The sequence below is a fragment of the Halioglobus sp. D3-4 genome, assembly GCF_055809315.1.
In genome coordinates, this window is record NZ_CM147907.1 from 109774 (window position 1) to 133903 (window position 24130).

General features: G+C 54.5%; 24 protein-coding genes. 8 read left to right on the forward strand and 16 right to left on the reverse strand.

Annotated elements, in window-relative coordinates; all coding sequences use genetic code 11:
* Positions 1-93 precede the first annotated feature (93 nt).
* Both AC0L6S_RS00500 and AC0L6S_RS00505 read right to left on the reverse strand, forming a co-directional pair.
* Complete coding sequence (locus AC0L6S_RS00500) at positions 94-1353, reverse strand: hypothetical protein (protein ID WP_473426457.1); 1260 nt, start codon at positions 1351-1353, stop codon at positions 94-96.
* A gap of 48 nt (positions 1354-1401) precedes the next feature.
* Positions 1402-1806 (reverse strand): hypothetical protein, encoded by a 405-nt coding sequence (locus AC0L6S_RS00505; RefSeq protein WP_473426458.1) that lies wholly within the window; start codon positions 1804-1806, stop codon positions 1402-1404.
* A 223-nt stretch (positions 1807-2029) separates the two neighbouring features.
* On the opposite strand from AC0L6S_RS00505, the gene AC0L6S_RS00510 reads away from it, so the two are divergent.
* Positions 2030-2368 carry a hypothetical protein gene (locus AC0L6S_RS00510; protein ID WP_473426459.1) on the forward strand — a complete coding sequence of 113 codons (339 nt, stop codon included), beginning with the start codon at positions 2030-2032 and terminating at the stop codon, positions 2366-2368.
* 149 nt (positions 2369-2517) lie between these two features.
* Here the strand turns inward: AC0L6S_RS00510 and AC0L6S_RS00515 are convergent, their stop codons facing one another.
* On the reverse strand, positions 2518-3726 hold the full coding sequence (locus AC0L6S_RS00515) for an IS256 family transposase (RefSeq protein ID WP_473424440.1): 1209 nt from the start codon (positions 3724-3726) through the stop codon (positions 2518-2520).
* A 115-nt stretch (positions 3727-3841) separates the two neighbouring features.
* Here AC0L6S_RS00515 and AC0L6S_RS00520 point away from each other — a divergent pair, with 115 nt between their 5' ends.
* Complete coding sequence (locus tag AC0L6S_RS00520; RefSeq protein WP_473426460.1) at positions 3842-5473, forward strand: NHL repeat-containing protein; 1632 nt, start codon at positions 3842-3844, stop codon at positions 5471-5473.
* 352 nt (positions 5474-5825) lie between these two features.
* On the opposite strand, the gene AC0L6S_RS00525 is transcribed toward AC0L6S_RS00520, so the two are convergent.
* Positions 5826-6089, reverse strand: a complete 264-nt coding sequence (locus AC0L6S_RS00525; RefSeq protein WP_473426461.1) for a hypothetical protein — start codon at positions 6087-6089, stop codon at positions 5826-5828.
* Between the two features lie 525 nt (positions 6090-6614).
* Between AC0L6S_RS00525 and AC0L6S_RS00530 the strand changes: the two genes are divergently transcribed.
* The 3 genes from AC0L6S_RS00530 (at position 6615) to AC0L6S_RS00540 (ending at position 9275) form a co-directional block, all read left to right on the forward strand.
* Positions 6615-8171 carry a hypothetical protein gene (locus tag AC0L6S_RS00530; RefSeq protein WP_473426462.1) on the forward strand — a complete coding sequence of 519 codons (1557 nt, stop codon included), beginning with the start codon at positions 6615-6617 and terminating at the stop codon, positions 8169-8171.
* A 236-nt stretch (positions 8172-8407) separates the two neighbouring features.
* On the forward strand, positions 8408-8869 hold the full coding sequence (locus AC0L6S_RS00535) for a DUF2141 domain-containing protein (protein WP_473426463.1): 462 nt from the start codon (positions 8408-8410) through the stop codon (positions 8867-8869).
* A 169-nt stretch (positions 8870-9038) separates the two neighbouring features.
* Positions 9039-9275 (forward strand): hypothetical protein, encoded by a 237-nt coding sequence (locus AC0L6S_RS00540; protein ID WP_473426464.1) that lies wholly within the window; start codon positions 9039-9041, stop codon positions 9273-9275.
* Between the two features lie 51 nt (positions 9276-9326).
* On the opposite strand, the gene AC0L6S_RS00545 is transcribed toward AC0L6S_RS00540, so the two are convergent.
* The 3 genes from AC0L6S_RS00545 to AC0L6S_RS00555 are packed head-to-tail and all read right to left on the reverse strand — an operon-like array spanning position 9327 to position 12042.
* Positions 9327-9686 (reverse strand): nuclear transport factor 2 family protein, encoded by a 360-nt coding sequence (locus AC0L6S_RS00545; protein ID WP_473426465.1) that lies wholly within the window; start codon positions 9684-9686, stop codon positions 9327-9329.
* 15 nt (positions 9687-9701) lie between these two features.
* Complete coding sequence (locus tag AC0L6S_RS00550) at positions 9702-10841, reverse strand: acyl-CoA dehydrogenase family protein (protein WP_473426466.1); 1140 nt, start codon at positions 10839-10841, stop codon at positions 9702-9704.
* Positions 10842-10854: 13 nt separating this feature from the next.
* The gene (locus tag AC0L6S_RS00555; protein ID WP_473426467.1) at positions 10855-12042 is read right to left on the reverse strand and encodes an acyl-CoA dehydrogenase family protein; all 1188 of its coding nucleotides are present in this window, start codon (positions 12040-12042) and stop codon (positions 10855-10857) included.
* A 278-nt stretch (positions 12043-12320) separates the two neighbouring features.
* Here AC0L6S_RS00555 and AC0L6S_RS00560 point away from each other — a divergent pair, with 278 nt between their 5' ends.
* Positions 12321-13070, forward strand: coding sequence for an SDR family NAD(P)-dependent oxidoreductase (locus AC0L6S_RS00560; protein WP_473426468.1), 750 nt, complete (start codon positions 12321-12323; stop codon positions 13068-13070).
* 17 nt (positions 13071-13087) lie between these two features.
* On the opposite strand, the gene AC0L6S_RS00565 is transcribed toward AC0L6S_RS00560, so the two are convergent.
* On the reverse strand, positions 13088-14161 hold the full coding sequence (locus AC0L6S_RS00565) for a S1C family serine protease (protein WP_473426469.1): 1074 nt from the start codon (positions 14159-14161) through the stop codon (positions 13088-13090).
* Between the two features lie 7 nt (positions 14162-14168).
* The gene (locus tag AC0L6S_RS00570; RefSeq protein WP_473426470.1) at positions 14169-14891 is read right to left on the reverse strand and encodes a DUF1499 domain-containing protein; all 723 of its coding nucleotides are present in this window, start codon (positions 14889-14891) and stop codon (positions 14169-14171) included.
* A 224-nt stretch (positions 14892-15115) separates the two neighbouring features.
* Here AC0L6S_RS00570 and AC0L6S_RS00575 point away from each other — a divergent pair, with 224 nt between their 5' ends.
* Positions 15116-15886 (forward strand): glucose 1-dehydrogenase, encoded by a 771-nt coding sequence (locus AC0L6S_RS00575; RefSeq protein WP_473426471.1) that lies wholly within the window; start codon positions 15116-15118, stop codon positions 15884-15886.
* 21 nt (positions 15887-15907) lie between these two features.
* Positions 15908-16618, forward strand: a complete 711-nt coding sequence (locus AC0L6S_RS00580) for a hypothetical protein (protein WP_473426472.1) — start codon at positions 15908-15910, stop codon at positions 16616-16618.
* A 100-nt stretch (positions 16619-16718) separates the two neighbouring features.
* On the opposite strand, the gene AC0L6S_RS00585 is transcribed toward AC0L6S_RS00580, so the two are convergent.
* The 7 genes from AC0L6S_RS00585 to AC0L6S_RS00615 form a co-directional block, all read right to left on the reverse strand.
* Positions 16719-18878, reverse strand: coding sequence for a sulfatase-like hydrolase/transferase (locus tag AC0L6S_RS00585; protein WP_473426473.1), 2160 nt, complete (start codon positions 18876-18878; stop codon positions 16719-16721).
* A 36-nt stretch (positions 18879-18914) separates the two neighbouring features.
* The gene (htpX, locus tag AC0L6S_RS00590; protein WP_473426474.1) at positions 18915-19796 is read right to left on the reverse strand and encodes a protease HtpX; all 882 of its coding nucleotides are present in this window, start codon (positions 19794-19796) and stop codon (positions 18915-18917) included.
* 50 nt (positions 19797-19846) lie between these two features.
* Positions 19847-20143 carry a hypothetical protein gene (locus AC0L6S_RS00595; protein ID WP_473426475.1) on the reverse strand — a complete coding sequence of 99 codons (297 nt, stop codon included), beginning with the start codon at positions 20141-20143 and terminating at the stop codon, positions 19847-19849.
* A 153-nt stretch (positions 20144-20296) separates the two neighbouring features.
* Positions 20297-21019 (reverse strand): DnaJ domain-containing protein, encoded by a 723-nt coding sequence (locus tag AC0L6S_RS00600; RefSeq protein WP_473426476.1) that lies wholly within the window; start codon positions 21017-21019, stop codon positions 20297-20299.
* Positions 21020-21027: 8 nt separating this feature from the next.
* On the reverse strand, positions 21028-21714 hold the full coding sequence (locus tag AC0L6S_RS00605; protein ID WP_473426477.1) for a VWA domain-containing protein: 687 nt from the start codon (positions 21712-21714) through the stop codon (positions 21028-21030).
* A 24-nt stretch (positions 21715-21738) separates the two neighbouring features.
* The gene (locus AC0L6S_RS00610; RefSeq protein WP_473426478.1) at positions 21739-21927 is read right to left on the reverse strand and encodes a hypothetical protein; all 189 of its coding nucleotides are present in this window, start codon (positions 21925-21927) and stop codon (positions 21739-21741) included.
* A 171-nt stretch (positions 21928-22098) separates the two neighbouring features.
* Positions 22099-24117 (reverse strand): alkaline phosphatase D family protein, encoded by a 2019-nt coding sequence (locus tag AC0L6S_RS00615; protein WP_473426479.1) that lies wholly within the window; start codon positions 24115-24117, stop codon positions 22099-22101.
* Positions 24118-24130: the final 13 nt, after the last annotated feature.

Here is a 24130-nt window from a genome sequence, read left to right on the forward strand (position 1 = left end):
TATAGTTAGTAGAGGAGCAGTGTATACGTCAGTGCAAATTGCGTCTACTGGCTCGGTTTCTGCGATGATGCGAGATAACGTAAGCGCCCAGGCTTAGGACTCAGGGGCCTGCATATCGAGATTCCGGTGAAGGCCCAACAATTTCCGTAACGTCGCGAGATGGCCGGGATTCTCCCTGGCATACCGTATACGCAAGCCTTCTGACGTGTTGAGATAAGCGTCGATAGAATCCTCATCCAGATGGGTGGGTTGAAAACCCAGTTCGCAGGGTTGGGCTATGAGACAGGAGAGTATCTCGCGCCCCGCTTTGCGAGTCAGATGTGCCCCATCGACAAACAGGGATTGTGATGTTCCCACCTCATCCAGTACAACTCTGGCTTGATCTTCTACACCGAAAATTGTTGTGACGGAATTGTGTGCATTGACCAGCGTTACAACGTCGCGTTGCCACAGGAGGTGTTGGTCCCAGGTCCCCGCCAATTCAATGGTGTTAAGCAGTAGCCCGTGCATAGGAAGGAGGAATAGGGTGGTTTGTATCTGATGCGTTGCGGTAAAATCGAGTAGTTCACTCAATTCATCCACATTGATTCCGGATGCCTCTTCATTGATTGAGCGTGCATATTTCTTTCGTGCCAAGTGCAAGTAACGGGCCATGGGTGGGCTTGGGTTTTTTCCCTCAAGGTCCCAGGTGCCGTTTGTGTGATATGCACTACCGTCGGGGCTTTTCCCGAATAGTATGTTGCAGGAGTCTCCCACCGCATCCCGCGAGAATAGGCTACTTCCGAAATCTTCGAGCCGGCTCAAAGCATAATGCCAGCTTTCAGACAGACTGGGGTCGAGCTTGCGATAGCGGCCTGGATTGTCCGGTACCATATTCTCGGCGAAGAGTATCTCCAGCCTCTGCAGACCAGAGTCGGTTCTGCGGTTGGAGTTTTCATTATATGCAGCAGTGTTTTGCGCCCGGCTCTTCAAGAATAACTGAGGATCGAGGCCAAGAAATAACTGCTTCAGGGGGGTGATCGCGTGTGCATGTTCCACCATGCGACGAACCTCAAGTAACGAGGCTCCCGGCAGCGACGCATTATAGGAAGCTTCGTTCTCCTGAGCGAGAACTTCCGGCGGAAACGTCGCTGAACGCGAATTTCCCGTTATCAGCACACTGGGCCGGACATTTTCTACTGCATACGGTGCTTGCATGCGCATGACAAGCAGCAGATCCATCGATCTCCCCGGGCTGACGCCGGGCACGTCCGGGTACATTTTGTACGGATCCACAGTGTAGGTGAAGGCTATGATACAGATTGAGGCCAGGACCGCAGCAGCCAGTACTGTGATCGAGTAGTTTCGTGGCATGACAATTACCGGGCTCCTGGGCTGATCGCGGCCATAAGGCCTCGGAGCCTACAGCGGCCCGTAGGGCAGGTAGCGGTTTTCATTCACTTCGCGAAGCCATTGCAGCAGCGATTTATCCAGACGTACACCGCGTTGACGCAGTACTTTTGCCAGTGGAATGACAGGAGATTCAGCACCTGCCTCCCAACCGGGTAGGTTTTCTGCGACGGCGAAGAAACGAATCAGGCGTATCAGATCAGCTTCGGCAAGGTCTTCGGCAGCAGTTCGCCATGCGGTGTGATCGAGTTTCATCAGTCCCGCCAAACGTTGCTTTTCCTCGTCATTGAGCAACTGCTCCAACCGGGACAGGGCGTCCTCCTTGTCGTATTCGATAAGTCGGTTCAGAAGGGCGGAGGTCAGCAGCAGTTCGCTGTTTGCCGATGCCAGTTTCGGATCCCAGGTGCCCAGTGTCATTTGATATTCGCCAGCAGAGAATGAACTCATAGTGTACTGAATTAGCACTCGGAGTGTGTAGCTCAATCGTTGGCCTTTTGCTTGAGGATAGAACGAAGGCAGTTGACAAGACAGAATGTGTTTCGTAGAGTGATAATCGGTCATAATTATTCCACGTAGTCGTGCCGAGTCGCATAATCAGGCTTGTATTCATATAATCAATACTAAGAAATCGGAGCAGGATATGAAGTGGATGAGAATAATGATCACATTTGCAACGCTGATGGCTAGCGCTATGAGCGTTAATGCACTTACCGTTCTGGAATCTAATAGAACTATTAAGTATCTAGCCATAAACACTTCCGGCGAGGCACATATGACAGTCAATGATCCGCTCACTTTAAATGGTAATTGCGGGTTGTTTTTAGCCGTTGAAGTCCCCGTCGATACACCAGAGGGCCGTATGGTCTATGGCACACTGCTTGCGGCCAAAACTGCTAATCAGCCAGTCTCCTTCAATTATGACGATCACGATAACGCGACAGACTGCACACTAATACAGGTGAACCTGGAAGAATTCTAAATAGAACGTAAACTTCGCGAGCTCATTTGTTCTAGTAGATTGTGTAATGCCCAGAGAGAACCCCGCATGGAAAACGCAGTAGTTCAACTGGTGCTTGGTAGTGTAAATATTTTTTCGCACTTTTTTCTCGGGGGCTTCCCGGTCCCTGGTCATGCTACCGAATAGATGGCCTCCTGATCCATCTCGTTGAGAAGTTGCATATTCATGTACTTGCGGGTTCCCCACGTAGTGCTGGAGACGTGCCGCAACCTGGCTGCCACAAGCATCAGAGCAGAGTTCCCATCAGGGAAGGCACCGACAACTTTGGTTCTCCGCCTCGCTTCCTTGAGTAGCCGCTCCATGGGATTGTTGGTTTTGAGCTTCAGCCAGTGTTGAGGTGGATAGGCAAAGTAGGCGAAGGTTTCATGGATCGATTTCTCGACCAACTCAGCAGCCGCTTTCAACTTCATGCCCTGCAGCTTGATGACGACATCTTTGGCCTTGCTCTCCGCTGCATCTCGACTCTCCTGAGCGTGAATCGCTTTTAGCATAGCTGCCACCTCTCGTATCTTGCCACGGGGCACATGGGAGAACACGTTGCGATAGAAGTGGACCGCGCAGCGCTGCCAATCCACGTCCGGGAACACCTCGGAAATCGACTCGACCAACCCCAGACAGGCATCGGAAATCATCAGCCGGACGCCAGTAAGGCCACGTTGTTTAAGCTCCTTAAGGAAGCCCAGCCAGCCTGCTTTGTCTTCCTTGTGTCCCTCTGAAACGCCCAGAATGCGCCGATAGCCGTCACTATCGACCCCGATGGCCGCCAGGACGGAGACGTTCTTGATCTCGCCGCCCCAGCTGCGCTTGAGCACAATGCCGTCCAGGTAGACGTAGGCGAACTTGCCTTCGATCTCCTGGGTGCGCCAGCGCTCGATATGCTTGTAGACCTTCTTGTTGAGGTTGGAAACCGTGCCGGAGGAGACCCTGGTGCCCCACAGGGCTTCGGTGACATCCTCGACTCGACGGACGGAGACGCCCGCGAGGTACATCTGGACGATAGCTTCCTCAATAGAAATATCCCGGCGTCGGTAGCGCTCGATAATGGCCGTCTCGAAGGTCTGCTTCCGCAGCTTGGGCATCTTAACCTCGACCTCCCCGGCCTTGGTATGCAGTTTGCGTTTGTAGCTACCTGCGCGCGTATCAATACGATCCGGTGAGTGCTCGTAGCGTTGGGCGTTGCACATCTCGTCTGCCTCTGCATCCAGCATGGCGTTCAGGGTCTCCTCTACGGTGCCCCGGACCATCTCATCCAGGTGCCCACGGATCTCGCTCTCGTCGATGCGTATCACTTTGCTCAATGACTTTGTGCTATCGTTCATTTGGGTGGTCCTCATTGGGTTCGTTACTGTGGTTTGGCGATTACAGTTTTAACAAACCGGGGCCACCCCCTTCAAAAAATGTGCGAAATATAATTTACGTTATCTGGTGCTTCGAATGACGGTGGCACTTATCTTCTTCATCCCTGGCGCGACGCTTAGCGCGAAGCGGACTCATATCATGTTGGGCGATGATGGCAATGTCATACCAATCACCAGTTATAAGCGAGCAGATTCCTCCAAGTACTTTCTAAAAGAAACTTATTCCTTAGATTCAAGCGCTTCACTTTTCCCATGGGCTTTAACAATATCCAATGACAGCGTATGGGCCATTGGGGAATTAGCATTTCGGAGTCTCCAAGGGCTGATCCCTGATAGTTCTGGAGATTATCCTCCCTCGACAACGGCTTATAAAATTCCTCTAGAAATTAAGGGCGAAGTTTCCACAAATGCACCTTTTCGAGGTAAGGTTCTTGGGGGTCCTGAGGAGCAGGTCGACTTCAGTACACTCGGGGAAGAAATTATCGCGGATGAACTAGGTCGGATTTGGTTTTCTCAGGCTGGAAGCAATACCACTCCACTGAGCGTAACGAATTACAGTCGCGTTATATCCTATGTACCTCCGAGCGCAGAGGATAGTGATGGCGAGTTTTGTGTCTACAATATCCCAGACGACAATGCAGATGTTTTAGCCGTGGCTTGGGATGCAGATCGAGATTTACTTTGGTTTGCTCAAAGCAGTGTTTACGGAGGAATAGGAGCTATCGTTTCTTTTAAACCGTCTGATATGACCACATGCAGCAACTTGTACGAATGGGAGCTCAGTCCCGAAGGCGTTGCGGTTACAGATTTCGACTACGACTATTGCGACGTTCCTGACACGCAGGGTTGTTTTACAAAATATCCATTACCAACGAATTATCATGTAGAGTTCTCTGCCCTCCCATGGTTAGGCTTACCTGACATGGATACAACGGGATCGGCGGCCTTTTTGACTGTCCTTCAAGAGCCACACCCTGACGCCGGTGCAGTTTGGTATTCGCTTAGTTTTGGTGATGCCATAGGGCGGCTGGATCCAGAGGCACCGGGTGGCCCAACACAAACCGCTTTTCCCATTGGAGATGATGCGTATTCTAGAGAGTGGGTTACCAGCAACAACGCTGGGGTATGGGACATTGACGTGCATCCGCTCTCAGGGGACATTGTTTTCACAGGTTACTCCGGACGACTTTTAGGGCGTTTCGATATGGACACATATCTGGACATTTCATATGAAGGGGAATGCGAAGCTGCGCTTGGAATTGGACAAGTTAATCCTTGTATGCAGTTGATGTCGGTTCCGAGGCTGTCATCTGTTCATCGCGTCCACCAGTTGAATTTTGATAAATACGGTAATGCTTGGTTCTCGGTAACTACGGAAGGATGTCTACTTGAATACGACGATTTTCCTCATGAGCCAGCATCGGTTGGTTTTATAAATTCTGATTGGACAGAGGTGATCTATTTCGACGCACTAAATTTCAATTTTGATGAAGCGGATGAGGCCATTTTTGCAACCATAGATACCTCGGGACGTTTGGAGTGCAACAATGCGAAAGACTATTTTTACACAGGAATTGTTACGGATTTCGTAGAGGATAGATTGAATGTTTGGTTTACAGACAGTTTTAGCAGGAAAATTCGCCGACTCGAAGTGAAGCCAGAGTATATTGGAGAAAATCTATATTGCGCAATGACTGCTTGTAGTTAGTCGGGTCGTTTTTGTATTTTGAATAGCGGACATAGCGCACTGTGGGAGCACTGCACTAGTAGTGGATTTCGAGTCTTTTTCCTGATGACAACGGTCACCATCTTTCATTCACTAGCTGTATCGTGTTTGTGATCACTCTGCGTGCCGAAATGATCAAATTGCTACCAGTTTATAGCGATCTGTGAACTAAAATTGCCTGTGGTTAAGAACGTATCTGACACAATGCGACGATCAGTTTTAGTAGAATGTCCACTAGATTCTAAGACGGTGCCTCATGCCGCATACCGAGCGGTGGGGCTTGCAAGTCTGCTCCCGTTTAGGGCAATTGCTAGCGGATCAAAGAACTAGCTTGTTAACGATCGGCATTCATCATATCTCGGAAGTACACATACCGGCTGGAATAGGGCTCCACGGCGTCATCGGCGATGTTCTGCAACAGTGTAGAGATAGACCGGTCATCGGCCTCATCGCGTTGTGTGATGTGTCTGCCCAGTTGCGTGATGCCGTCGCCGATAACTGAGGCGCTTTCTATCGTCGCTTGTACGAGGAACATCTCCGCCATGACGAGGTCATTGACGGTCCGGCGGACACGGCCAGGTGCGAGGTTTGGTGGCATTGTGCTCTCTCCTGTATTGATTAATCGTGGCTACTGGCGCGGGTAATGCCTCCAGCCACTATGAATGCTCGCCCGCAGTGCAATCCACAGAAGTAGTGCTCTGCTGCGGGGCAATTTGGGCTGCGCAACGCCAATTTTGTGGCATTTCGTACGCCTTTTGGTTTATAAAGCAATCACTATGCCAAGGCGGCGACATGATAATGCGATTTAATGACAGTGCAACGGCTGGTAGGGACTAATGGCTGTGAATTTTTGCGCATAACATGGTTGGTCGACTGAATATAGGCTTTGTAGCTTGTTCAGTTTTGATACTGCACATTGAGGAAGCCCCGAGTCGATAATCGGGTTAACCCCATCTTTTCCGGCAATGAGATGGATGTGGTAGACTGAGCGGCTGCAGAGAAAAACTGAAAGAAAAGGAGATGGTGCTAGTCGATCTTCTGCGTATGGAGAATGAGCAGGCGAAGTTATGTACGGGCTACTTTTAGTCTAGTTGTGTAGCTTCGTAAGCCCCATGGAGGGAGCTTGAAAACTTGGATTGCCGCATTAAGGACTTTTTTGTCTGGTGATAGATGGTTGCCTTGGTTGCCTGTTGTCGCCTCCTTTTTGGTTTACGTGAGTGTGTTGGGTCGCGGTTTTCTTTGGGATGATTTCCTGCACTTATACGATATTGCGAATAGTAACTCTCTGATAGACGTGCTGTTTGCGAAGCACGAACATTTGCTTCAAAGCTTCAGGCTTTCCCTGTGGTTGAATTATTCCATTTTCGGCTCGAATCCCCTTCCACTTTTTGTGCTTGGATTGTTACTTCATCTCGTTAGTGTTCGCCTACTTTTCGGAATTACTCTCTTATTGACACACAAAATTAATCTCGCCGCGTTCGGTGCATCGATATGGGGGATGAGTCCCTTTATTGGAGGAACGCTGGGTTGGATTTCCGTTCATGGCTCGATCTACTCGACCGTGTTGGTACTTTGGGTTTTGCTTGATTTAGTGAGATGTAGTGAATGTCCAGCCAGCTTGACCAGTAACATGCTATTTCGACATGTTTTTCTAATGCTTATCTCTGCTACGAGCTTCGGAATTGGGTGGGTATTGGCCATGGTTTTTGTACTGTTCAGTGCGCTATGGAATCCGGTCCCTACAGAACGCCGGAGACTGATGATAGCTTATGGGTCTACCGCAATACTTGCGCTGCTAATTTATGCTGTTTCAAACAGCATCCAGGGTGATACGACAGTATATTTTGAAAAGTATGTCGACGGAGCTTATTCCAATTACATGTCACCAGTGATTATCTTCTACAAGATGCTTGTTATTGGTGTCGCGCAGCTAATTCTGGGGCCGGCGATTGTGGGACAAGTTTCATTGTTCGAAGGGGGTGATTTCGTAGGTGTTTACGGTTGGACCGGTTTTACTACTGCATTGCCTATGCAGGTTTCTACCTTAACCATGTTTATTTTTGCTCTGCCGCTTTATCTCTTGGGATTTTTACAGGCAAACAAATTTGAACGGCGCACTCTGCTTGCGATGATGATGCTTCCGTGTGCCGTTTATATGGCCATTGCCCTGGCTAGGTTGGGCTTTTGGGCCGATTTGGTTCCGGCAATGCCGCGCTACTATTATTTTTCGACGACAATCTTGACGATCGTTTTCTGTGTTCTGTTGGGTAATTTAGTTGATCGCCTTCCTTGTCGCTTTGCCCAGCTCGGTCGTCCGGCATTGTTGATTTGGTTAGTGTTTGCAATCTACCCATACCATCTGGGAGCGTCCCCGGTAGCTAGCCGAGAAACGATCGAAATGCAGGAGCAGCGACTTACAGTGGCGATGGATGAGATTCGTATCGCAATTGAAAAAGGTAAAGATGGAGAAAATGTCTATATCAGAAATCGCCCAACCGAGTTGGCTGGTCTAGCCAAGATTCCGGAACTCGCTGCACTTTATATAATTTTGTATCGTGAGAACATTGTGGACGGTAAACGGATTTACTTTCTTGAGGAGTCAGAGGAGGAGGTGAAGTTCTATCAAGCTAAGCAAGGATCGAGAATTTCTGAGATTCTTGTGATTGATAAGGGTATATAAAGAGCTAAAGAAGCACCAACTGACGGGAGTGGGCGTCGCTCTTGGGGGCGTAGGCAGGGAGGTTGCAGTCTTATGCGCCTTTGCGCTCGCATTCCAGCGGTGAGTTAGGCCTGAGGATGGAGCTTGGATCAGTTTGAAGAATGTCCCTCTGGTTTATCGGGGAAGGGTGTATACTTGAACAAAAGTTACCTTAACGAATAAGCCTTTCAAAGGAGCCCATACTTGGGAATATCAGAATGAGGAATCGATCGCTGAGTTTAGTACGCACAATTGCATTTCTGTTTTTGGGAGTGGCCAGTCAGCTAGCACTGGCAGATGAACTCACCGGCATTGTCACCGTCGAGATATCCGGCCTGCAGGATGCGCAGGGCAATGTCTATATCGCGGTGTATGATTCCGATGACACCTGGTTGGGTGATGAGGTGGTGCTTCAGAAGAAAGTCGCGATTGCCGAAGCGCTCGACGGCGAATTGGTCCGAACTGAATTGCAATTGCCGCTGGGAGAATACGCCTTGTCAGTATTCTACGACCGCGATGACGACGGGGAACTGGATACAAACTTTATCGGCATTCCGAAGGAGCCGGTTGCGTTGTCCAATAATGCAACGGCGAAGTTCGGCCCGCCCAGCTATGAAGACGCGGTGTTTGTGCTGGGTGCTCAACCGATCATCCAGAGCATTATCATGCGCGATATCTAGCTCTGATCTGGCTGCCAGACTGCGGAATCAGCTCACAATTGCGTGCTAATCTGGGAAATACTGTGTATTGCTTCACAACGCTGCGCTGGGAAATCTGACTTTTGTATCTGTGGCTGCTATGAATAAGGTGAACGGGGCGCAGTACGAAACAGGGTGCTCAGGGGGCAACGTGAATAATCTGGCAGAGCAGCACAGGGCAGGTCCGGATAGCGCAGGGCGCAACGCAGCGCAGATACTTTCCCGCGATGAAATGTTCCGCATGCGTATGGAAAGCCAGTGTCAGCAGATAAAGCGTTACCGGCTTCAGGTGTTCCGCGAGAGTGGCCGCCTGCTCAATATGGATGACGCGGCGCTAGAGTGGATAGCGCGGTTCGCTGCCAGTTTTGACCACAACACGCTCGATTGAGATCAGCGGCCGGGGCCTGTTGACTGAGACACCCCGGCCACTGCCGGGCGATCACGCCGACTTCATATTCCCGTCACTCCAGTACGCTTTCATGCTGTTGACCTTGCCCGCGTCGTTGAACTCGAAGACATCGATGATATCAATGGTGACGCCTGGCATCACAACCTGAAAGGGGAAGGCAACAGCATTACCCGAGCAGCGTGGCTCCCCAGTGAGGCTGAGCTTGGCGCCTGACTTCAGGGCGCCCTCGTAGAAGGCGCACACCGCTTCGATGCCTACATGAAGGTCTGTGCCAACCGGGTCCTCAACCTTGGCGTCGTCGGCATAAATCTCCCGGATAATGTCCATGTCCTGCTTTTCGAATGCTTCCACGTACTTGTGGACCATTGCGATCTTGTTACTGGCTTCCATAGTTATTCCTCGTTGTCAGTAGCCACTGAGAGTGGCGTAGCGATCCTTGTGAAAACCGGCATCACCAAAAATTTGCATGGTGACCCGGCCGCGTTTCAGAAAGAAGCCAATATCCAGTTCATCGGTCACCCCGATACCGCCGTGCATTTGCACCGCTTCATTGGTGATCAGCTTGACCAGTTCGTTCAGCTTCGTCTTGGCCAGGCTGGCCAGCAGCGGTAAATCCTGCGGGGCATCGTCCACGGTGGACAGCGCCTGCAGTACCACAGAGCGACACAGTTCGATTTCCGATTGCATGTGCGCAGCGCGGTGTTGCAGTGCCTGAAAGCTACCGATCAAGGCGCCGAATTGCTCGCGCTCCTTGAGGTATTCCATGGTGCGCTCAAAGGCCTCCAGCGCTACACCCATCATCTCGGCGGCAATCGCCACCCGACCGCGATCCAGCACAGGTTCCAGCACGGCCCAGCCCTGTCCTATCTCCCCGATGATATTGCCGGCGGGCACAGACACATTCTCAAACTGAATATCAGCGGCATTGCGGCTGTCCATCAGGATGGTGCGCTGGCTGCTCACGCCTGTCGCCGTGCGGTCGACGAGCACCAGGGTAAGCCCGTCGCTGTCGCGCTCAGCACCGCTGCTGCGCGCAACGACAATTAGCTGGTCAGCGCTGTGGCCGTCGAGTACAAATCGCTTGCTGCCATTGAGCACTACGGTGTCGCCCTGCACCTGTGCCGTGGTGCTGATGTGTGTCGGCCGGTGGTGGTTGGATTCTTCCAGCGCCAGCGCCAGGGTGAGTTCACCGCCGGCAATAGCCGGTAGTAGCGTTTGCTTTTGCTCTTCACTGCCGCCCAGAATCAGCGTCGATGCGCCCACCACGGCAGAGGCAAACAACGGAGAGGCAACCAGTGAACGGCCGGATTCTTCCAGCACCACACCCAGGCCAGCGAAGCCGAATTCGAGGCCGCCGTAAGCTTCGGGCAGGATTATACTGGCCCAACCCATCTCCACCATCTGCTGCCAGAGCTCGGTAGAGTAACCCAGTGGGTCTTTCTCATCGCGCAGTTTTCGCAGCGCAGCCACCGGTGCGTTGCTTTCCAGAAAATCTTTTGCAGTGTCCTTTAACAGGCGTTGCTCTTCAGTCAATACAAGGGCCATCTATTATTGTCTCCTAAGACTGGGGTAACTTGAGAACATTCTTGGCGATCAGGTTCAACTGAATCTCGGTACTGCCGCCGGCAATTGTCATGGCTTTGGACATTGCCCACAGGCGTGCCGTGTCAATTTCCTGATCGGTAAATTCATCGCCCTCCCAGCCCAGGCCCCGACTGCCCATTATAGCCAGCAGCAATTCGCTCTTGGTTTTTTCGGCTTCGGTGCCCACGTACTTCATGACCATGCCCGCAGCGCTGCGGATGCCGGCTGCTTTCTCCTCGAACGTGCGAAAGTGTGTCAGTGCCACGGCCTGCATCTGCATATCGTAGTCGACCAGGTCGCTGCGCAGCCGCGGATCTGCAATCTTGCCGTCTTCAAACTCCAGATATTCGCGCGCGGCCGCATTGGGCACCAGCACACGGCGCGGGCTGTCGCTGCCCATTTCCGACATCAGCTTGCGCTCGTGCACCAGCAATGCTTTGGCGACTGACCAGCCCTTATTGAGCTCGCCGATCAGGTTTTCCTTGGGCACTTTTACATTGTCGAAAAAGGTCTGGCAGAATTCTGATTCACCACTGATCAGTGGGATAGGGCTGGTGCTCACACCGGGGTCGTCCATATCGATCAACAGGAAGCTGATACCCTCCTGTTTCTTGACGTTGGGATCGGTGCGCACCAGACAGAAGATCCAGTCGCATTTGTCTGCGGCAGTGGTCCAAATTTTACTGCCGTTCACCAGAAAGTGGTCGCCCTTGTCCTCCGCCTTACACTGCAGGCTGGCAAGATCGGAGCCGGCACCGGGTTCGGAGTAGCCCTGGGCCCAGCGCGTTTCGCCGTTGACAATGGCGCGGATATGTTTCTGTTTCTGTTCTTCATTGCCGTATTCCAGCACCGCCGGTCCCAGCATCCAGATGCCGATACCGTAGACCGGTGTACGCGCATTAATACGCTTCATCTCTTCTTTGAGGACTCTGCCCTGCTGTGGGGTGAGTCCGCCGCCGCCGTACTGCGTGGGCCACTCGGGAGTCGTCCAGCCCTTGTCTCGCATGCGTTCAAACCAGATCTTCGCATCTTCGCTGGGGAACTTGCCGCGGCGACCGCCCCAGTACTGATCTTCACGTTGCATCGGCTGGCGCTGCGACTCGGGGCAGTTAGCTTCCAGCCACTGCCGGGTTTCCATTCGGAATTGTTCCAGGTCTTCCACGTTATTTCTCCTGACAAGTGCTTATGTGGCCGCCCCGATCGCACAGGGCCAGCGGGGCGTGCCGCAGTCGGCGTATGATACGGGCGCATTACAGGTAGATAAAGGTACACCGGCTGTCGTACCGCACAATGGCTTAATAAGTCAGTCCGACCTGACGTAATCGATCGCACAGACCGTGTTCGTTAATCATATGGTTCCGGTTTATTGCCGCGAACCGCGCGGTTTGACCCAACCGATCGCGATAGGCATTCTGCTTGACTCACTCAGGGGGATGGATCATGCAACGTTTTACTGACAAAGTGGTACTGGTGACGGGCGCCGGCAGTGGCATTGGCAAGGCCAGCGCATTGCGCCTAGCGGTAGAGGGCGGTTCGGTATCCTGCGTTGACCTCAATCGCGAGGCGGTGGAAGCAACAGTGGCAGAGATCGCCGCCGCAGGTGGTGAAGCTTCATCACAAGTCTGTGATGTGGGCGATGAAGCCAGCGTACAGGGTGCAGTGCAGGCCTGTATCGATCGTTACGGCAGCCTCTACAGCCTCGTCAATATGGCAGGAATATTGCGTTTTGATGATACCGAGGAGTTGCAAACCGACCACTGGCAGAAAGTGATTGATATCAACCTGACGGGCACCATGTACCTGTGCCGCGCTGTGTTGCCGCACTTGGTAGAGAGCAAGGGTAGTATTGTCAACGCAGCGTCAACTGCGGCGCTTTCGGGGCTGCCCTGTGGCCTGGCGTATTCCGCCAGCAAGGGTGGGGTGTTGGCCATGACACGCAGTATTGCGGTGGAGTACGCCAAACGTGGCGTGCGGGCTAATTGTGTGTGTCCCGGCGATATCAATACCAATATGACGGACGGTATTGCTTTTCCCAAGACAATGGATTTCGATCTGATGCCGCGCATCATGTCGCTCAGTGGTGCCAAGTCACCGGAAGTGGTCGCAGGTGTTATTGCAATGCTGGCCTCCGAGGACGGCATTCATATCACTGGCGAGGATATCCGCGTCGACGGCGGCACACTTTCCTAGCGCGAACGCTACCGGGCTTACTGCGATTCTATGAGTACAATATCATAGGAGCGCGTTTCGTCTCCCCGGCGAGTGGTCACCTTGACGGTATCGCCGGGGTCGTGATCTTCAAGCGCGCTGAAGTAATCGTCCTGGGTGCGGATCGGCTTGTCGTCGATATGGGTGATAATGTCACCCAGCACCACTTCACCACGGCCATTGCGATACGCACCGCTGATGCCGGACTCGGCCGCCGGCAACCCCGGATACGCCTGGACGACAGGCAGGCCTTCAATGCGGTAGCGTTTCACCCAGCGATCACTGGCCAGCTCCACGCCGATCATCGGGCGTAGCACGCGGCCATAGCTGATCAACTGCGGCACCACATCCTTGACGGTATTTACTGGAATGGCAAAGCCGATACCGGCACTGGCACCGCTGGGGCTGTAAATTGCCGCATTAACGCCCACCAGTTGCCCCAGTGAATTCAGTAGCGGGCCACCGGAATTGCCCGGGTTGATGGCTGCGTCCGTCTGGATCACGCCGCGGATTCTGCGGTTGCCGGGTGCCTGAATTTCACGGCCCAGTGCACTGACGATTCCTGTGGTGAGCGTGGTGTCCAAACCGAACGGGTTGCCGATGGCCAGTACCTTGCGCCCCACCGTCAACTCCGAGGAATCACCCAGCGGCAGTGTCACCAGATCATCAGGGGGATTGTCGATACGCAACACAGCGAGGTCCTTTTCTGGTGCTACCCCTATGACCTCGGCGGCATGTTCTGAGCGATCCTGCAAGGTCACTGTCAATTTCTGCGCACCGGAGATTACATGGTAGTTGGTCACTACCAAGCCGTTTTCATCCCATACAAAGCCGGTCCCGGAACCGCGCGGAATTTCCATAATGTCCAGGCTGAAAAAGTTGCGCCGCAGGGCGCTGTTGGTGACGTACACCACAGCTGGGCTGGCTTTGCGAAAGATCTCAGTGGTATTGGTTTCATCCTCGGTGGCAAAGCTGAGGTAGTCTACGCCGCTTGCCTTTGCGCAGGACGTGAGCAGTATAAAAGCGGCGCAATACCAAAGGGCGTGAGTTCTACAAGATCGTGATGTGGACACGCTGTTACTATCCCTGCTGCTGGAATGCCTCGATAAAGGTTCGAATACGTTGTGCATTGGCGCCGATATCGCTCTGGCCAACGCGGGACACTGAGCGCAGGTCTACTAATGTTCCCTGCGCATTGGTGCGCAGCCGTATCACGATATCATCCTTGAATCCCATGACGGCGGTGGTATCCACGGCCTCAATGACACCGGCATTACGATCCTCGTGATAGATCTCCCAGCCTAACTCGGTAGCGACCTGTACCGCCCGGCTATAGGCCGCGTCAAACGGTTGGACTGTAGTCAGCGTTTCGAGGTCCGGATAGCCCTCCTGTTGCAGTGCGATGACATCCTCGTCGAGCTCCAGTGAATTGGCGTTCGCACCGCGCAGTTCAGGGGCTTTACTGAAAATCGGGGGGTCGGCTGTATCAGTGGTAATGTCGTGAATTCGCGGCACGGGAGTGCCCGAGAAGAGCATAATCAATATCGCTGTGCCCGGCAGAGCGGGGAGGGCGCGCAGCAGAATGGCTTTACGCCATGCAGAAAAACGCGGCAGTAGCAGAAGTACCACTGAGAGCGCCACTAACAAAGCACTGCCGAAGCAGGCGATGGCGTAGAGCAGCAAACCTTGCTGCCAGGCGCCGGAGCGTACGGTAAGTACCGACAACGGCAACACCACCAACAGTGTCAGCGCGAGGTAGAACGTCCAGTTGATCAGGCTTGGTGTTTTGTTTTGTCCCGTCATTATGGTTCTCCCGGTGATGTTGTTGAATAGTGGCGTAAGAATACTACCCCGCCGCCTGTGGCTCAACGTGGTTCAATTGGATAGTCCTATTGCGTGTTTAGCACCCAGCAGTTTGAGCTGGTCGGAGGCATCTGATTAACTTGCATCCAGTTTGACAAGCGCTGTAGTCCGTCGAGGAAAGCGGGGTCGCAGATTTTAGAGCAATTCGTAAAGAGAGTGGGTTTATGGCTAGAGTAGCGGGCAAAGTCGCCCTTGTAACAGGCGCAGCCAGTGGTATGGGCAGGGCCGACGCACAATTGCTGGCTGCTGAAGGCGCCACCGTGGTAGTGGCTGACCTGAATGTGGAGGAGGGCGAAGCCACTGTTGCATCAATAGGCGGGAATGCTGTATTTATGCGCCTCAACGTGGCTGACGAGGAAAACTGGCAGAAGGTGATTGCCGACATCGTCAACAAGTTCGGCAAGCTCGATATTCTGGTGAACAATGCAGGCATCATCGCTCTGGGTACCATCGTCGATACCACGTTGGAATCCTGGCGGTTGGTGAACTCAGTGAACAGCGACGGCGTTTTTCTGGGCTGTAAACACGCCATCCCGGCAATGGCCGAATCCGGTGGTGGTTCCATTATCAACATGTCGTCAGTGGCGGCTATTCACGGCCAATCGTTTGTCGCGGCCTACACAGCCAGCAAAGGTGCAGTCCGTGCGCTGACCAAGAATATTGCGATGTACTGCAAGGAACAGAAGAACGGCATTCGCTGCAACTCGATACACCCGGACGGGGTGAAAACGCCGATGGTAGTGAAGGTTGCTACCGGCAAAGAGACAGCGACGCAGGAAGATATCGATGAGATCGGCAAATTCGGCAATATGTGCGAACCGGAGGATATTGCCAATCTGGTCTTGTACCTGGCATCCGATGAGTCACGCTTTGTGAATGGGGCTGAGATGCTGATCGATAACGCCTCTACAATTACACCACCATTGGGCGTGTAGCCCATACCCGGGGAGTACCGTATGGAAAAGCTGTTGTATCCGTTGTGGAAACCCGCCCCGCTGGACGGGGATGCATTTCGCGATGTGCTACTGCAGCAGCTGGCACCGCAGTTGAGCGAGCTTGCCGGTGTGCACAGTGTGCGTCTGTGCGTTGCCGACAGCGCAGTGGCGCCTGCAGCGGCGCGACGTATCGAGAGTCATGCGCCGGTCCCGGATGCCATGCTCTCGCTATGGGTTGATTATGCCGGCGCTGCAACGCGCTGGGAGCCGCTGCTCGATGAGTTCGTACAGCGCAAATGCGCCTATCTCGTCGCCGAGGCGGAGCCCTTGGTAAATCAGGAGCGGCACCCGTCAAAGTCGGGCGAACGCGTATACGGTATGTGTCATGTGGTGTTTATGTCGTCGCCTGCGACCATGGAGTATCAGGAGTGGTTGGCCGTGTGGAAAGACAGCCACTCGCAAATTGCCATCGACACACAGTCCACATTCGGCTATCGCCAGAACCTGGTCGTGCGACGCCTTAGCGAGGACGTCGTGCCGTGCCATGCCATTGTAGAGGAGAATTTTCCCCCTGAGGCAATGACATCGGATCATGCGTTTTATGCGACCGGGGGTGATGAAGAGCTTCTGAAGAGCAATATGGCAGCGATGATCGAGAGTTGTGCCCGCTTTATTGATTTTGAGCAAATTGATGTGATTCCAATGAGCGAGTATCTGTTCAAATCGGTATAGAGCTGGTGCAGCCTGTTTCCTAACGTGCGGCATGGACGTCCTGAATACCTGCATGGTCTGAGCGGATAACCGATTTGGCTGCGGTTTGTGGTGCGATCCCCTACTCAATATCCAGCTCGTAGAGCTTCTCGTTTGCGACGAGGTATACGCCGATATTGTTGTCAGTGCCAAGCACATTTTGCGGCAGCATTGCCATAAACCGCTGTTCAACACCTTTAAACGTCACCAGCGGCGATGCCGTCACAAAGGTGCCGTTGACAGCGATCAGAACCTTGCTCTGTGCAGCGGGTGTGAATTCAAGGTTACCCATGACGACGCCCAGTGGCGGCTTGTCCGGTGACGGGTGATGCAGCTTTTCCAGTTCCTCGACGTGTGCACGTCTCCCGTCAACAACCTCGAATTCCGCGGGGGATCGGCCGATAAACTCCTGCAGGCCAAGACGATCGTTCAGTAGCTCCAGTACATCACTCGCGCCCTGCGAACTCCCTATCGCTCGAGAAGTGTATTGAGGAAAGTGTTTAGTGTCACTAAACCGCTTCGGCTCGCCCAGTGCGGGATTTCTGCTAAAGGCGGTGCTCGCCTGAACACCATAAAATAGTTTTTGATCTCCACGTTGGGATATCCCGGGATGACTGGCCGGGAGGCCTGACACCTCCCAGGGAATGTCGATATTGAGGGTATCGGCAAGTGTCGGCAGTAGGTCGAAAGCCATCAGGTTGCTGTCATCGATGGAGCCACGTTGTTGCATGGGCTCTTTGATAAAAAGCGGGACGTAGGCAATCGCGTCGCTGGATATCTGTGTGAACCAGCGTGCCGGCGTGTCTGCCTTGAACGAGCGGCCATGATCTGCGGTAACCACCACCACCGATTTATCCCAGATGCCCAATTCCTGTAATTGGGCGAACACCATACCGAGTAGCAGATCGGTGTATTGCACCTGGTGCAGAAAACGGTATTCCTGTAGATTTCTCATCCACTCTCCGCCATAGCGGTTGCTCGTCCTGGCGGTGTTTATCGCAAAGGGCAGTTCGTACATTTGTCCATCGCCAAAAAAACGCCAGGGTGCGTGCGGCATCTGAAGGTGGATGTAGTACAGCGCAGGCTGATCACCCGCAGTGAAGGTTCGGATAAATTTTGCGAGCCGTTTTGGTCCAGTGCTCGCATATTCGACGTGTCTGGCAGGATCAAAAAGCGCAGCCAGATTTTTGTCGACATCGGCGGCTGGATTGGCAGCTGAGGCAGGTTGATCGCTCAGCTCCTCCGCGAAGTCGTCCATTGCATTACCTGTGTACTGTGACAACGCAACCCTGCGCATCCACAGTGTGGCAGTTTTTGACAGCAGAGCCTTCATGCGAGGTGCAGGTTTCTCTATGGCATCGCCTGGTGCACTTTGACTGCATTGGTCCAGCCCGCACAAGTTGGTCAGGTTTTCAAAGACGGTCAGATGGTGTGTCGGCGCTAGAAGGCGGAACAGATTGTTGGGCTGAGCTGCCATGTTGGGTGTTAGAGATCGGGGTATGCTGCCGGTAAGAATCGATGGGACAGAAAACCCCGTCAGGTCGGCCATTGCGGTATAGTGCCGGTACCAGGTGGCTTCCTCAGAGAGCGTGCCTAGATTGGGGAAGCGGGCCTTGTCCAGGTTCCCTTCGCTGTCCAGCAGTGCCATGGTGGGGAATTCGTCCAGCATTATAAAAATGATAGAGTGTGTATCAGCTGGTGCGACGCGCGCCACCTTGCCGGCTACGTGGCGCATCGCAGTAGCGGTTTCCGAGGAGGTTATGAACACTCCCATTATTATCAAGGGTGCGATGGCCGCCACCTTCAGAATGGAGTGGACTGCTGCCCATCGTCGATAGGCCAATATGAAAGCAATAGCTCCCGCTGCCGCGAGGCCAGTGAGCAGCCAGGCGCGTTCAATCCCCAGACTCCATTTACCCAGTTGAATCAGCCACAATGCACCGAGGCCAAGCACAAACAGCTGATATAGCGCTCTGGCAGCCTTCTTATTGACGAGCGCGGTCATTGCGGTGATGAGCCATAGCACCAGCGCAGGGAGCAGCGCAGCAATAAGCGCATACAGAACAACCTGTGGCGTGGTGTCGATGTTGTAAAAATAAAAGATCTCGGGGTTGACGCCAAAAATCGTCAACACCGGCTCCGTGATGGTAAAGCCCGTGAGGGCTAGCAATACCAGCAGGCGATCCGGAACACTGTCCCTGCTGCGTTCGCTCGTGGCAGGGCCGCTAGCGCTGTCGTTCAAGCGTCGACTCGATGTTCATGCATGTAATCGAGGTACTCAAGATTGTTGCAGGGCTCGAATTCTGTCATCCAGCGGTGGGTGCGAACTGAACAGCTGGGCAAAACCCTGTTTTAACGGTTCGCTGATACCAAACGCTTTCAATTCACCCGGCATTGCCTGGGATTGCCCCTGTTCGAGTTGCAGCCTTTGTAGCGCGGCAATCATACCGGGCTTGCTGGCCAGCGTAGCGCCGGCCTGATCTGCCCTGTACTCCCGCCAGCGGGAGAACCAGAAGACGATAGCACTGGCCAGAAAGCTCAGTACCAGCTGTGCGACGATAGTGACCACATAGTAGCCGATGCCGTAACCGCGTTCGTTTTTGAATATCACCCTATCCACGGTGTGTCCGATAATACGCGCGAGGAATAATACGAATGTATTCACCACGCCCTGTATCAGCGTCAAAGTGACCATGTCGCCGTTCGCTACGTGTCCGATTTCATGTGCCATGACCGCGCGGGCCTCTTCGGGCTCAAAGCGTTGCAGCAGCCCGGCGCTTACCGCTACCAGTGCCGCGTTGCGGTTCCAGCCGGTAGCAAAAGCATTGGATGCCTCGGACGGAAAAATCGCCACCTCCGGCATTCCGATACCTGCTTCCTCCGCCAACTCTTTTACCGTCGCGACCAGCCATTGCTCCTGTGCGTTGCGCGGTTGGTCGATAACGTAGGCACCGGTGGAGCGCTTGGCCATCCACTTGGAAAGAAAGAGTGAGATCAGTGAACCGCCGAAGCCAAATACGGCGCACATCAGCAACAGCGGCCCGAGGTTTAGGTCGACGCCGTTTTCCGCCAGTACGCCCTGCAGTCCCAGCAGATTGAATACGATGCCCACCAAGAGCAGCACCGCCATGTTTGTGCCAAGAAACAGAAGAATTCTCATGGCGTTTCAATCCTCCTCATAGCAGAGATGTTTGCGTTGACTATATGCGTTCACGGTGCGGGGTGCGACTCATGTTCTTCCTCAGGCTTGGCGGCCTCCTGTTCGGAATCGTCCAGCAGTGGTATCTGGCTGGGCTCGATAACAGGCTCGCCCCGTTCGCAAAGCTCAGTGCAGACGACTTCACCGCGCAGTTCGGTATCGCGGGAGCTCAGCTCAAACAGGGTATTTACCGCCTCGTCCTGGTGTTTGGTGCGTAAAACCGCCTTCGGGCTCGAGCCGTCCACCCAGGTTTTGGCTTTGCCCCAGTAGTGTCCAAGTTGATTGCGAACGACAAAAACGTCAGTCATGACAGTGCTGAAACCTCACTAAAATTTGCGCCCAAGTGTAAGCATTTGAGCGCCCTGAATCCAGTAGTGGCAGCATCTGATAGTAGCTCGATTTGCAACAGTTACGCGAGCGCCTTGCGAACCGCTGCGAGCCGCAGGTGGAACGCTTACTGGTCACCCCAGAAGCAGGTCTTTGGCCTGGTTGATTTGCGCGGCGAGGTAGTCATTGCCGCCGCGGTCGGGGTGCAATTTCTGGATCAGTTTACGGTGCGCCGCTGCGATTTCTTCCTTGCTGGCACCCTCGCTAAGGCCCAGTACCGCGAAGGCCTCGGCGCGGCCCAGCGTGTGGTTGCCGGCCGGGGTTCCCTGATGCTGCCCGCCGAAGCTGGCTTCACCGGGGAATCGTTGTTGCAGGTAGCTGTCCAACAGTTGCACCGAGTCGCTGTCCTGCGCGCGGCAGTAGCTGAAAAGCTGCTCGAGTTGTTGCCGGTCCATGTCGGCGAGTCGCCATCCCTGAAAGCTGCCGCCGAGCACTTCACCCTCCAAATTGCCGGTATCGTGATCCAATTGCATGCGCAGCAGGGGCGTTTCCACGGTGGAAGTCTGGCCTCCACTAGTGCCACCGCCAGCGCTTTTGTGGCGCAGGCTGGCCAGCATTGGAAACAGGCGGATAATGAGCGGTAGCCCCTGCCGTGCAGCCACCAGCAGGGCGGTAAAAGCAGCGCCGAGCCAGTTCATCTTGCCTGTCGCCGCCAGCAGAATGGTACCCACCAGGGCGATACCGAGTCCGAGCTTGATGTATTCGGCGCGGCGTTTGTGGGGCGGCATGGATCGCGCGCGGCGCAATAGAATGTAAATAACGGCAATAACCGCGATCAGCAGTATCAGTCGGGCCACATTGTCTCTCAGTGATTGAGCTGTTGGAGCAATAGTTTAGCACTGTCACTGCCACGTTTTTCAAGTGCGGTGCGACCACCGGTGGCAAAGCTGGCCACGGCACCGAGCAGTTCAGCCAATTTCCCGGCGCTGCTGGTGTCGAAGCGGGCATAGGCACCGCGGCTGACCTTGGCCATGGCGCGAAATGTCTGTTCCACCGAGTGGTCGGCCCCCTCCTGGAACAGGAATAGCGGCAATTGCATTATGCCGCACTGTCCGGCGAGGTCGCAGAGCGTATCCGGGTTCTCCTCCATGGCATCGCCGATGAACACCAGCGCTCGCACTGCGGTGTTGCGGTGCTCGCGCTGAGCATGCTTGAGCAATCTGGCGATTTGCGTGTGGCCACCTTCGCAGTGTACCCGTCCCATCAATCTTGCCAGTGCAGCACTGTCGGTCAGCCAGCGGCTGGCCTGGAACTCGCCGAACCCCCGGAAGTAGCACAATTGCACTGCGAGTGACGCGACTTTGCCGCTGGCGAGAAACATCTCCTGTTGCAGGTGGGTGGCGTGATCCCAGGTGGGTTGACGACTGGCTGTGGCATCGACGGCAAACATCAATCGAGGCTGCTTTTCTACGAATTCGGAGATGGCCCGGCTCTTTTGCAGGAACTGCGCGATTTCTTGGGGGGAGGAGCGTTTGGCGGGTGCCTTGGCCATTGTCAGAGCGGGTCAGGCAACGCTTTAATTGCGTTGCAGGTTCTTTAGCTGGTCGATCTCTTGCAGTTTGTTGAGGTCGTGACAACGCTTGGCGAGCTCGGCGATCACTTCGGATAGCTCGTCAGAGCTGATTTCATCCCTGTAGGGGGTGTCTGCCAATTGCCAAAGTTTTCTGCTGGAAAGCTCCTCTGGATTAATTCTTTGAGTATTCATCGTTTTCTACCATCCATTTACGGGTCCCTTCTGTATGGTGCCGGGGACTTCCCCCAGGCCTGTGTTGCATCCGGGGCGATCTTAATTAGTGATTGTGACAGTGGTGTGAAAATACTGATCGGCGCATACCCACCGGGCTGCACCGGCATTTTCACCAGCTCATAGCCCAGCTTACACCGTCTCTGGCTCGAAAGGGAAGGGTACGCCGCCCTCAAATTCGGGCCCTTGCAGCTGTGGCGATTCGCCGGCTTGCCAGCGCGGCAGGCTGAAACGTGCAATATGGGCAATGGCCGGTGGTTTGACGAACTCCCTGCGGCAATCCTGCATAGCGACCAACTGCACACTGACCTTGTCGGTCTCGACCGTCGCCAGGCCGTAGCCATTGACAGTGGTGTCGACATAGCGCAGGCCGGGGTTGGCGGCGTTGGGACCGAGCCAGTCGGTGAGGACACTGATCCCGGTCTCGGCGTAGGTGTATGCCGCCAGTACCCCGTCGAGCATCGAGATGTTCCACACTGGCTCCACGGCGTCGTCAGTCTGGCGGTAGACCACCGGGGCGAAATCGGGGTGGTCGTTGCGGGCAACGGCGAGCAGGTCCTCAAAAATGGGTGTCGAACTGATGCCCGCGACGGTAAAGTCCACTGCGACAGGCTTGGCAGTGGTATCTGTGGTGGAGTACGCGACCGAACCCGCGCCGTGCATGTGGTGGTCGCCGGAGAGTGAAACCACACCGGTGACCCCACCCTTCTCAAACGCCTGCATCAGCAGGCCCTGCTCGTAGGGGTAGCCCGCCCAGCCATCGATACTGAATATGCTGTCTTCATAGCCCGTCATGGGCAGGGAGGACAAATCCAGCCGCATCGGCATCAGGGGAAGTGCATTGGCCCATAGTTTCCACGCTGCGGTGGAGTTTGTTACCGTCTCCAGAAACCACTCGCGCTGCTCGGTGCCCAGCAAGCTGCCGGGCGCGCGATCCCGAGCGGGGTTGGCCACGGTGCCATCGCCATAGGGCAGTGTGGCGGGCGGCTGGCCGTTGGCATAGGCGCTGCCTGCGTCGGCAATAGCGACGAGCTCGACCGTATTCATCGGCATGCCCAGGCTCTCAGCGAAGCCGGCAGGTAGGCAGGGAGCGCTGCGATAACTGCGGTTGTCGGTGAGGACGACGTCCAGGTTTTTGCCCCAGTTCAATTTGCGATAAATGCGCAGACTGTCCAGTGCAGCCCGATTGCGTGTCGCCTCGTCCCGTCCCTGTGGCTGTCGTTGGAAACCGTGCGCGGGCTGCTCCTGCACTTCGTCCAGTACGGCCGGGATATACTCGAACCATGCCTGATTCGCGTCGGTTTTACGCTGTGCATCCAATACCCCGGGGCCGTCGTAGGTGGTATAGCTCTGGTAGTTGTCGTTGGCGAACTCGTGGTCGTCCCAGGTGCAGATAAAGGGCCAGTTCGCACGCGCCTCCTGCAGGTGTGTGTCGCTCAGGTAGGTCTTGTAAAGGTGGCGGTAGTCCGCCAGGGAAACGGCATAGCGGTTTTCGGGCGTGTCCACGCCATTTGGAAATGGCGGCACTGTGCGCGAATTGGGGCCGCCATCAGGGCGTTCCTTCCAGCAGCGCTCGTAGATGAAGTCGCCCAGATGCAGCACAAAATGTATGCGCTCGTCATCTGCGGCGGCGTTGTCGTCTTCCAGCATACGGGCCCAACTGCCATAGAACGCCTGCTCATAACTCTGGCAGCTGGCAAAAGCCAGGTTGACCCTGCCCGTGTGGTCCGGCCCAGGGGCCGTGCGGGTGCGCCCGACGCGTGAAACAGACTCATCCTGCCCGGCGGTGCCACTGACAAAACGGTAGTAGTACTGGGTGTTCGGCGCGAGCCCGTCGATGTAACTGCGCACCGTATAGTCGCTTTGCGGATTCGCGCGGAGTTGCGCCTGCAGCAGCGGGGTGGAAAAATCGGCGTCCCGGCTGAGTTGCACCAGCAAACTGACCGCTTTATCACTGTCGGTTCGCGGGACCGCCCTCGTCCATAACATGATACCGTCCGGCTGCGGGTCGCCGGAGGCAACCCCCTGAGGGAAATCCAGCGGCATTGATCCGGCTGGCAGTTGTGCTGCCAGCGTGGTGCCGGGGGACACAGTGAGGAAAAACGTACTACTGGACATCAGTCCCAGCAGCTTACGGCGTGTTATTGGCATGATGACCGCGTCT

What these genes read in the sequence shown, in the direction of transcription:
- AC0L6S_RS00500 (WP_473426457.1), bottom strand. Translation starts at nt 1,353, where the DNA reads ATGCCACGAAACTACTCGATCACAGTACTGGCTGCTGCGGTCCTGGCC.
- AC0L6S_RS00505 (WP_473426458.1), bottom strand. Translation starts at nt 1,806, where the DNA reads ATGACACTGGGCACCTGGGATCCGAAACTGGCATCGGCAAACAGCGAA.
- AC0L6S_RS00510 (WP_473426459.1), top strand. Translation starts at nt 2,030, where the DNA reads ATGAAGTGGATGAGAATAATGATCACATTTGCAACGCTGATGGCTAGC.
- AC0L6S_RS00515 (WP_473424440.1), bottom strand. Translation starts at nt 3,726, where the DNA reads ATGAACGATAGCACAAAGTCATTGAGCAAAGTGATACGCATCGACGAG.
- AC0L6S_RS00520 (WP_473426460.1), top strand. Translation starts at nt 3,842, where the DNA reads ATGACGGTGGCACTTATCTTCTTCATCCCTGGCGCGACGCTTAGCGCG.
- AC0L6S_RS00525 (WP_473426461.1), bottom strand. Translation starts at nt 6,089, where the DNA reads ATGCCACCAAACCTCGCACCTGGCCGTGTCCGCCGGACCGTCAATGAC.
- AC0L6S_RS00535 (WP_473426463.1), top strand. Translation starts at nt 8,408, where the DNA reads ATGAGGAATCGATCGCTGAGTTTAGTACGCACAATTGCATTTCTGTTT.
- AC0L6S_RS00545 (WP_473426465.1), bottom strand. Translation starts at nt 9,686, where the DNA reads ATGGAAGCCAGTAACAAGATCGCAATGGTCCACAAGTACGTGGAAGCA.
- AC0L6S_RS00550 (WP_473426466.1), bottom strand. Translation starts at nt 10,841, where the DNA reads ATGGCCCTTGTATTGACTGAAGAGCAACGCCTGTTAAAGGACACTGCA.
- AC0L6S_RS00560 (WP_473426468.1), top strand. Translation starts at nt 12,321, where the DNA reads ATGCAACGTTTTACTGACAAAGTGGTACTGGTGACGGGCGCCGGCAGT.
- AC0L6S_RS00570 (WP_473426470.1), bottom strand. Translation starts at nt 14,891, where the DNA reads ATGACGGGACAAAACAAAACACCAAGCCTGATCAACTGGACGTTCTAC.
- AC0L6S_RS00575 (WP_473426471.1), top strand. Translation starts at nt 15,116, where the DNA reads ATGGCTAGAGTAGCGGGCAAAGTCGCCCTTGTAACAGGCGCAGCCAGT.
- AC0L6S_RS00580 (WP_473426472.1), top strand. Translation starts at nt 15,908, where the DNA reads ATGGAAAAGCTGTTGTATCCGTTGTGGAAACCCGCCCCGCTGGACGGG.
- htpX (WP_473426474.1), bottom strand. Translation starts at nt 19,796, where the DNA reads ATGAGAATTCTTCTGTTTCTTGGCACAAACATGGCGGTGCTGCTCTTG.
- AC0L6S_RS00595 (WP_473426475.1), bottom strand. Translation starts at nt 20,143, where the DNA reads ATGACTGACGTTTTTGTCGTTCGCAATCAACTTGGACACTACTGGGGC.
- AC0L6S_RS00605 (WP_473426477.1), bottom strand. Translation starts at nt 21,714, where the DNA reads ATGGCCAAGGCACCCGCCAAACGCTCCTCCCCCCAAGAAATCGCGCAG.
- AC0L6S_RS00610 (WP_473426478.1), bottom strand. Translation starts at nt 21,927, where the DNA reads ATGAATACTCAAAGAATTAATCCAGAGGAGCTTTCCAGCAGAAAACTT.
- AC0L6S_RS00615 (WP_473426479.1), bottom strand. Translation starts at nt 24,117, where the DNA reads ATGCCAATAACACGCCGTAAGCTGCTGGGACTGATGTCCAGTAGTACG.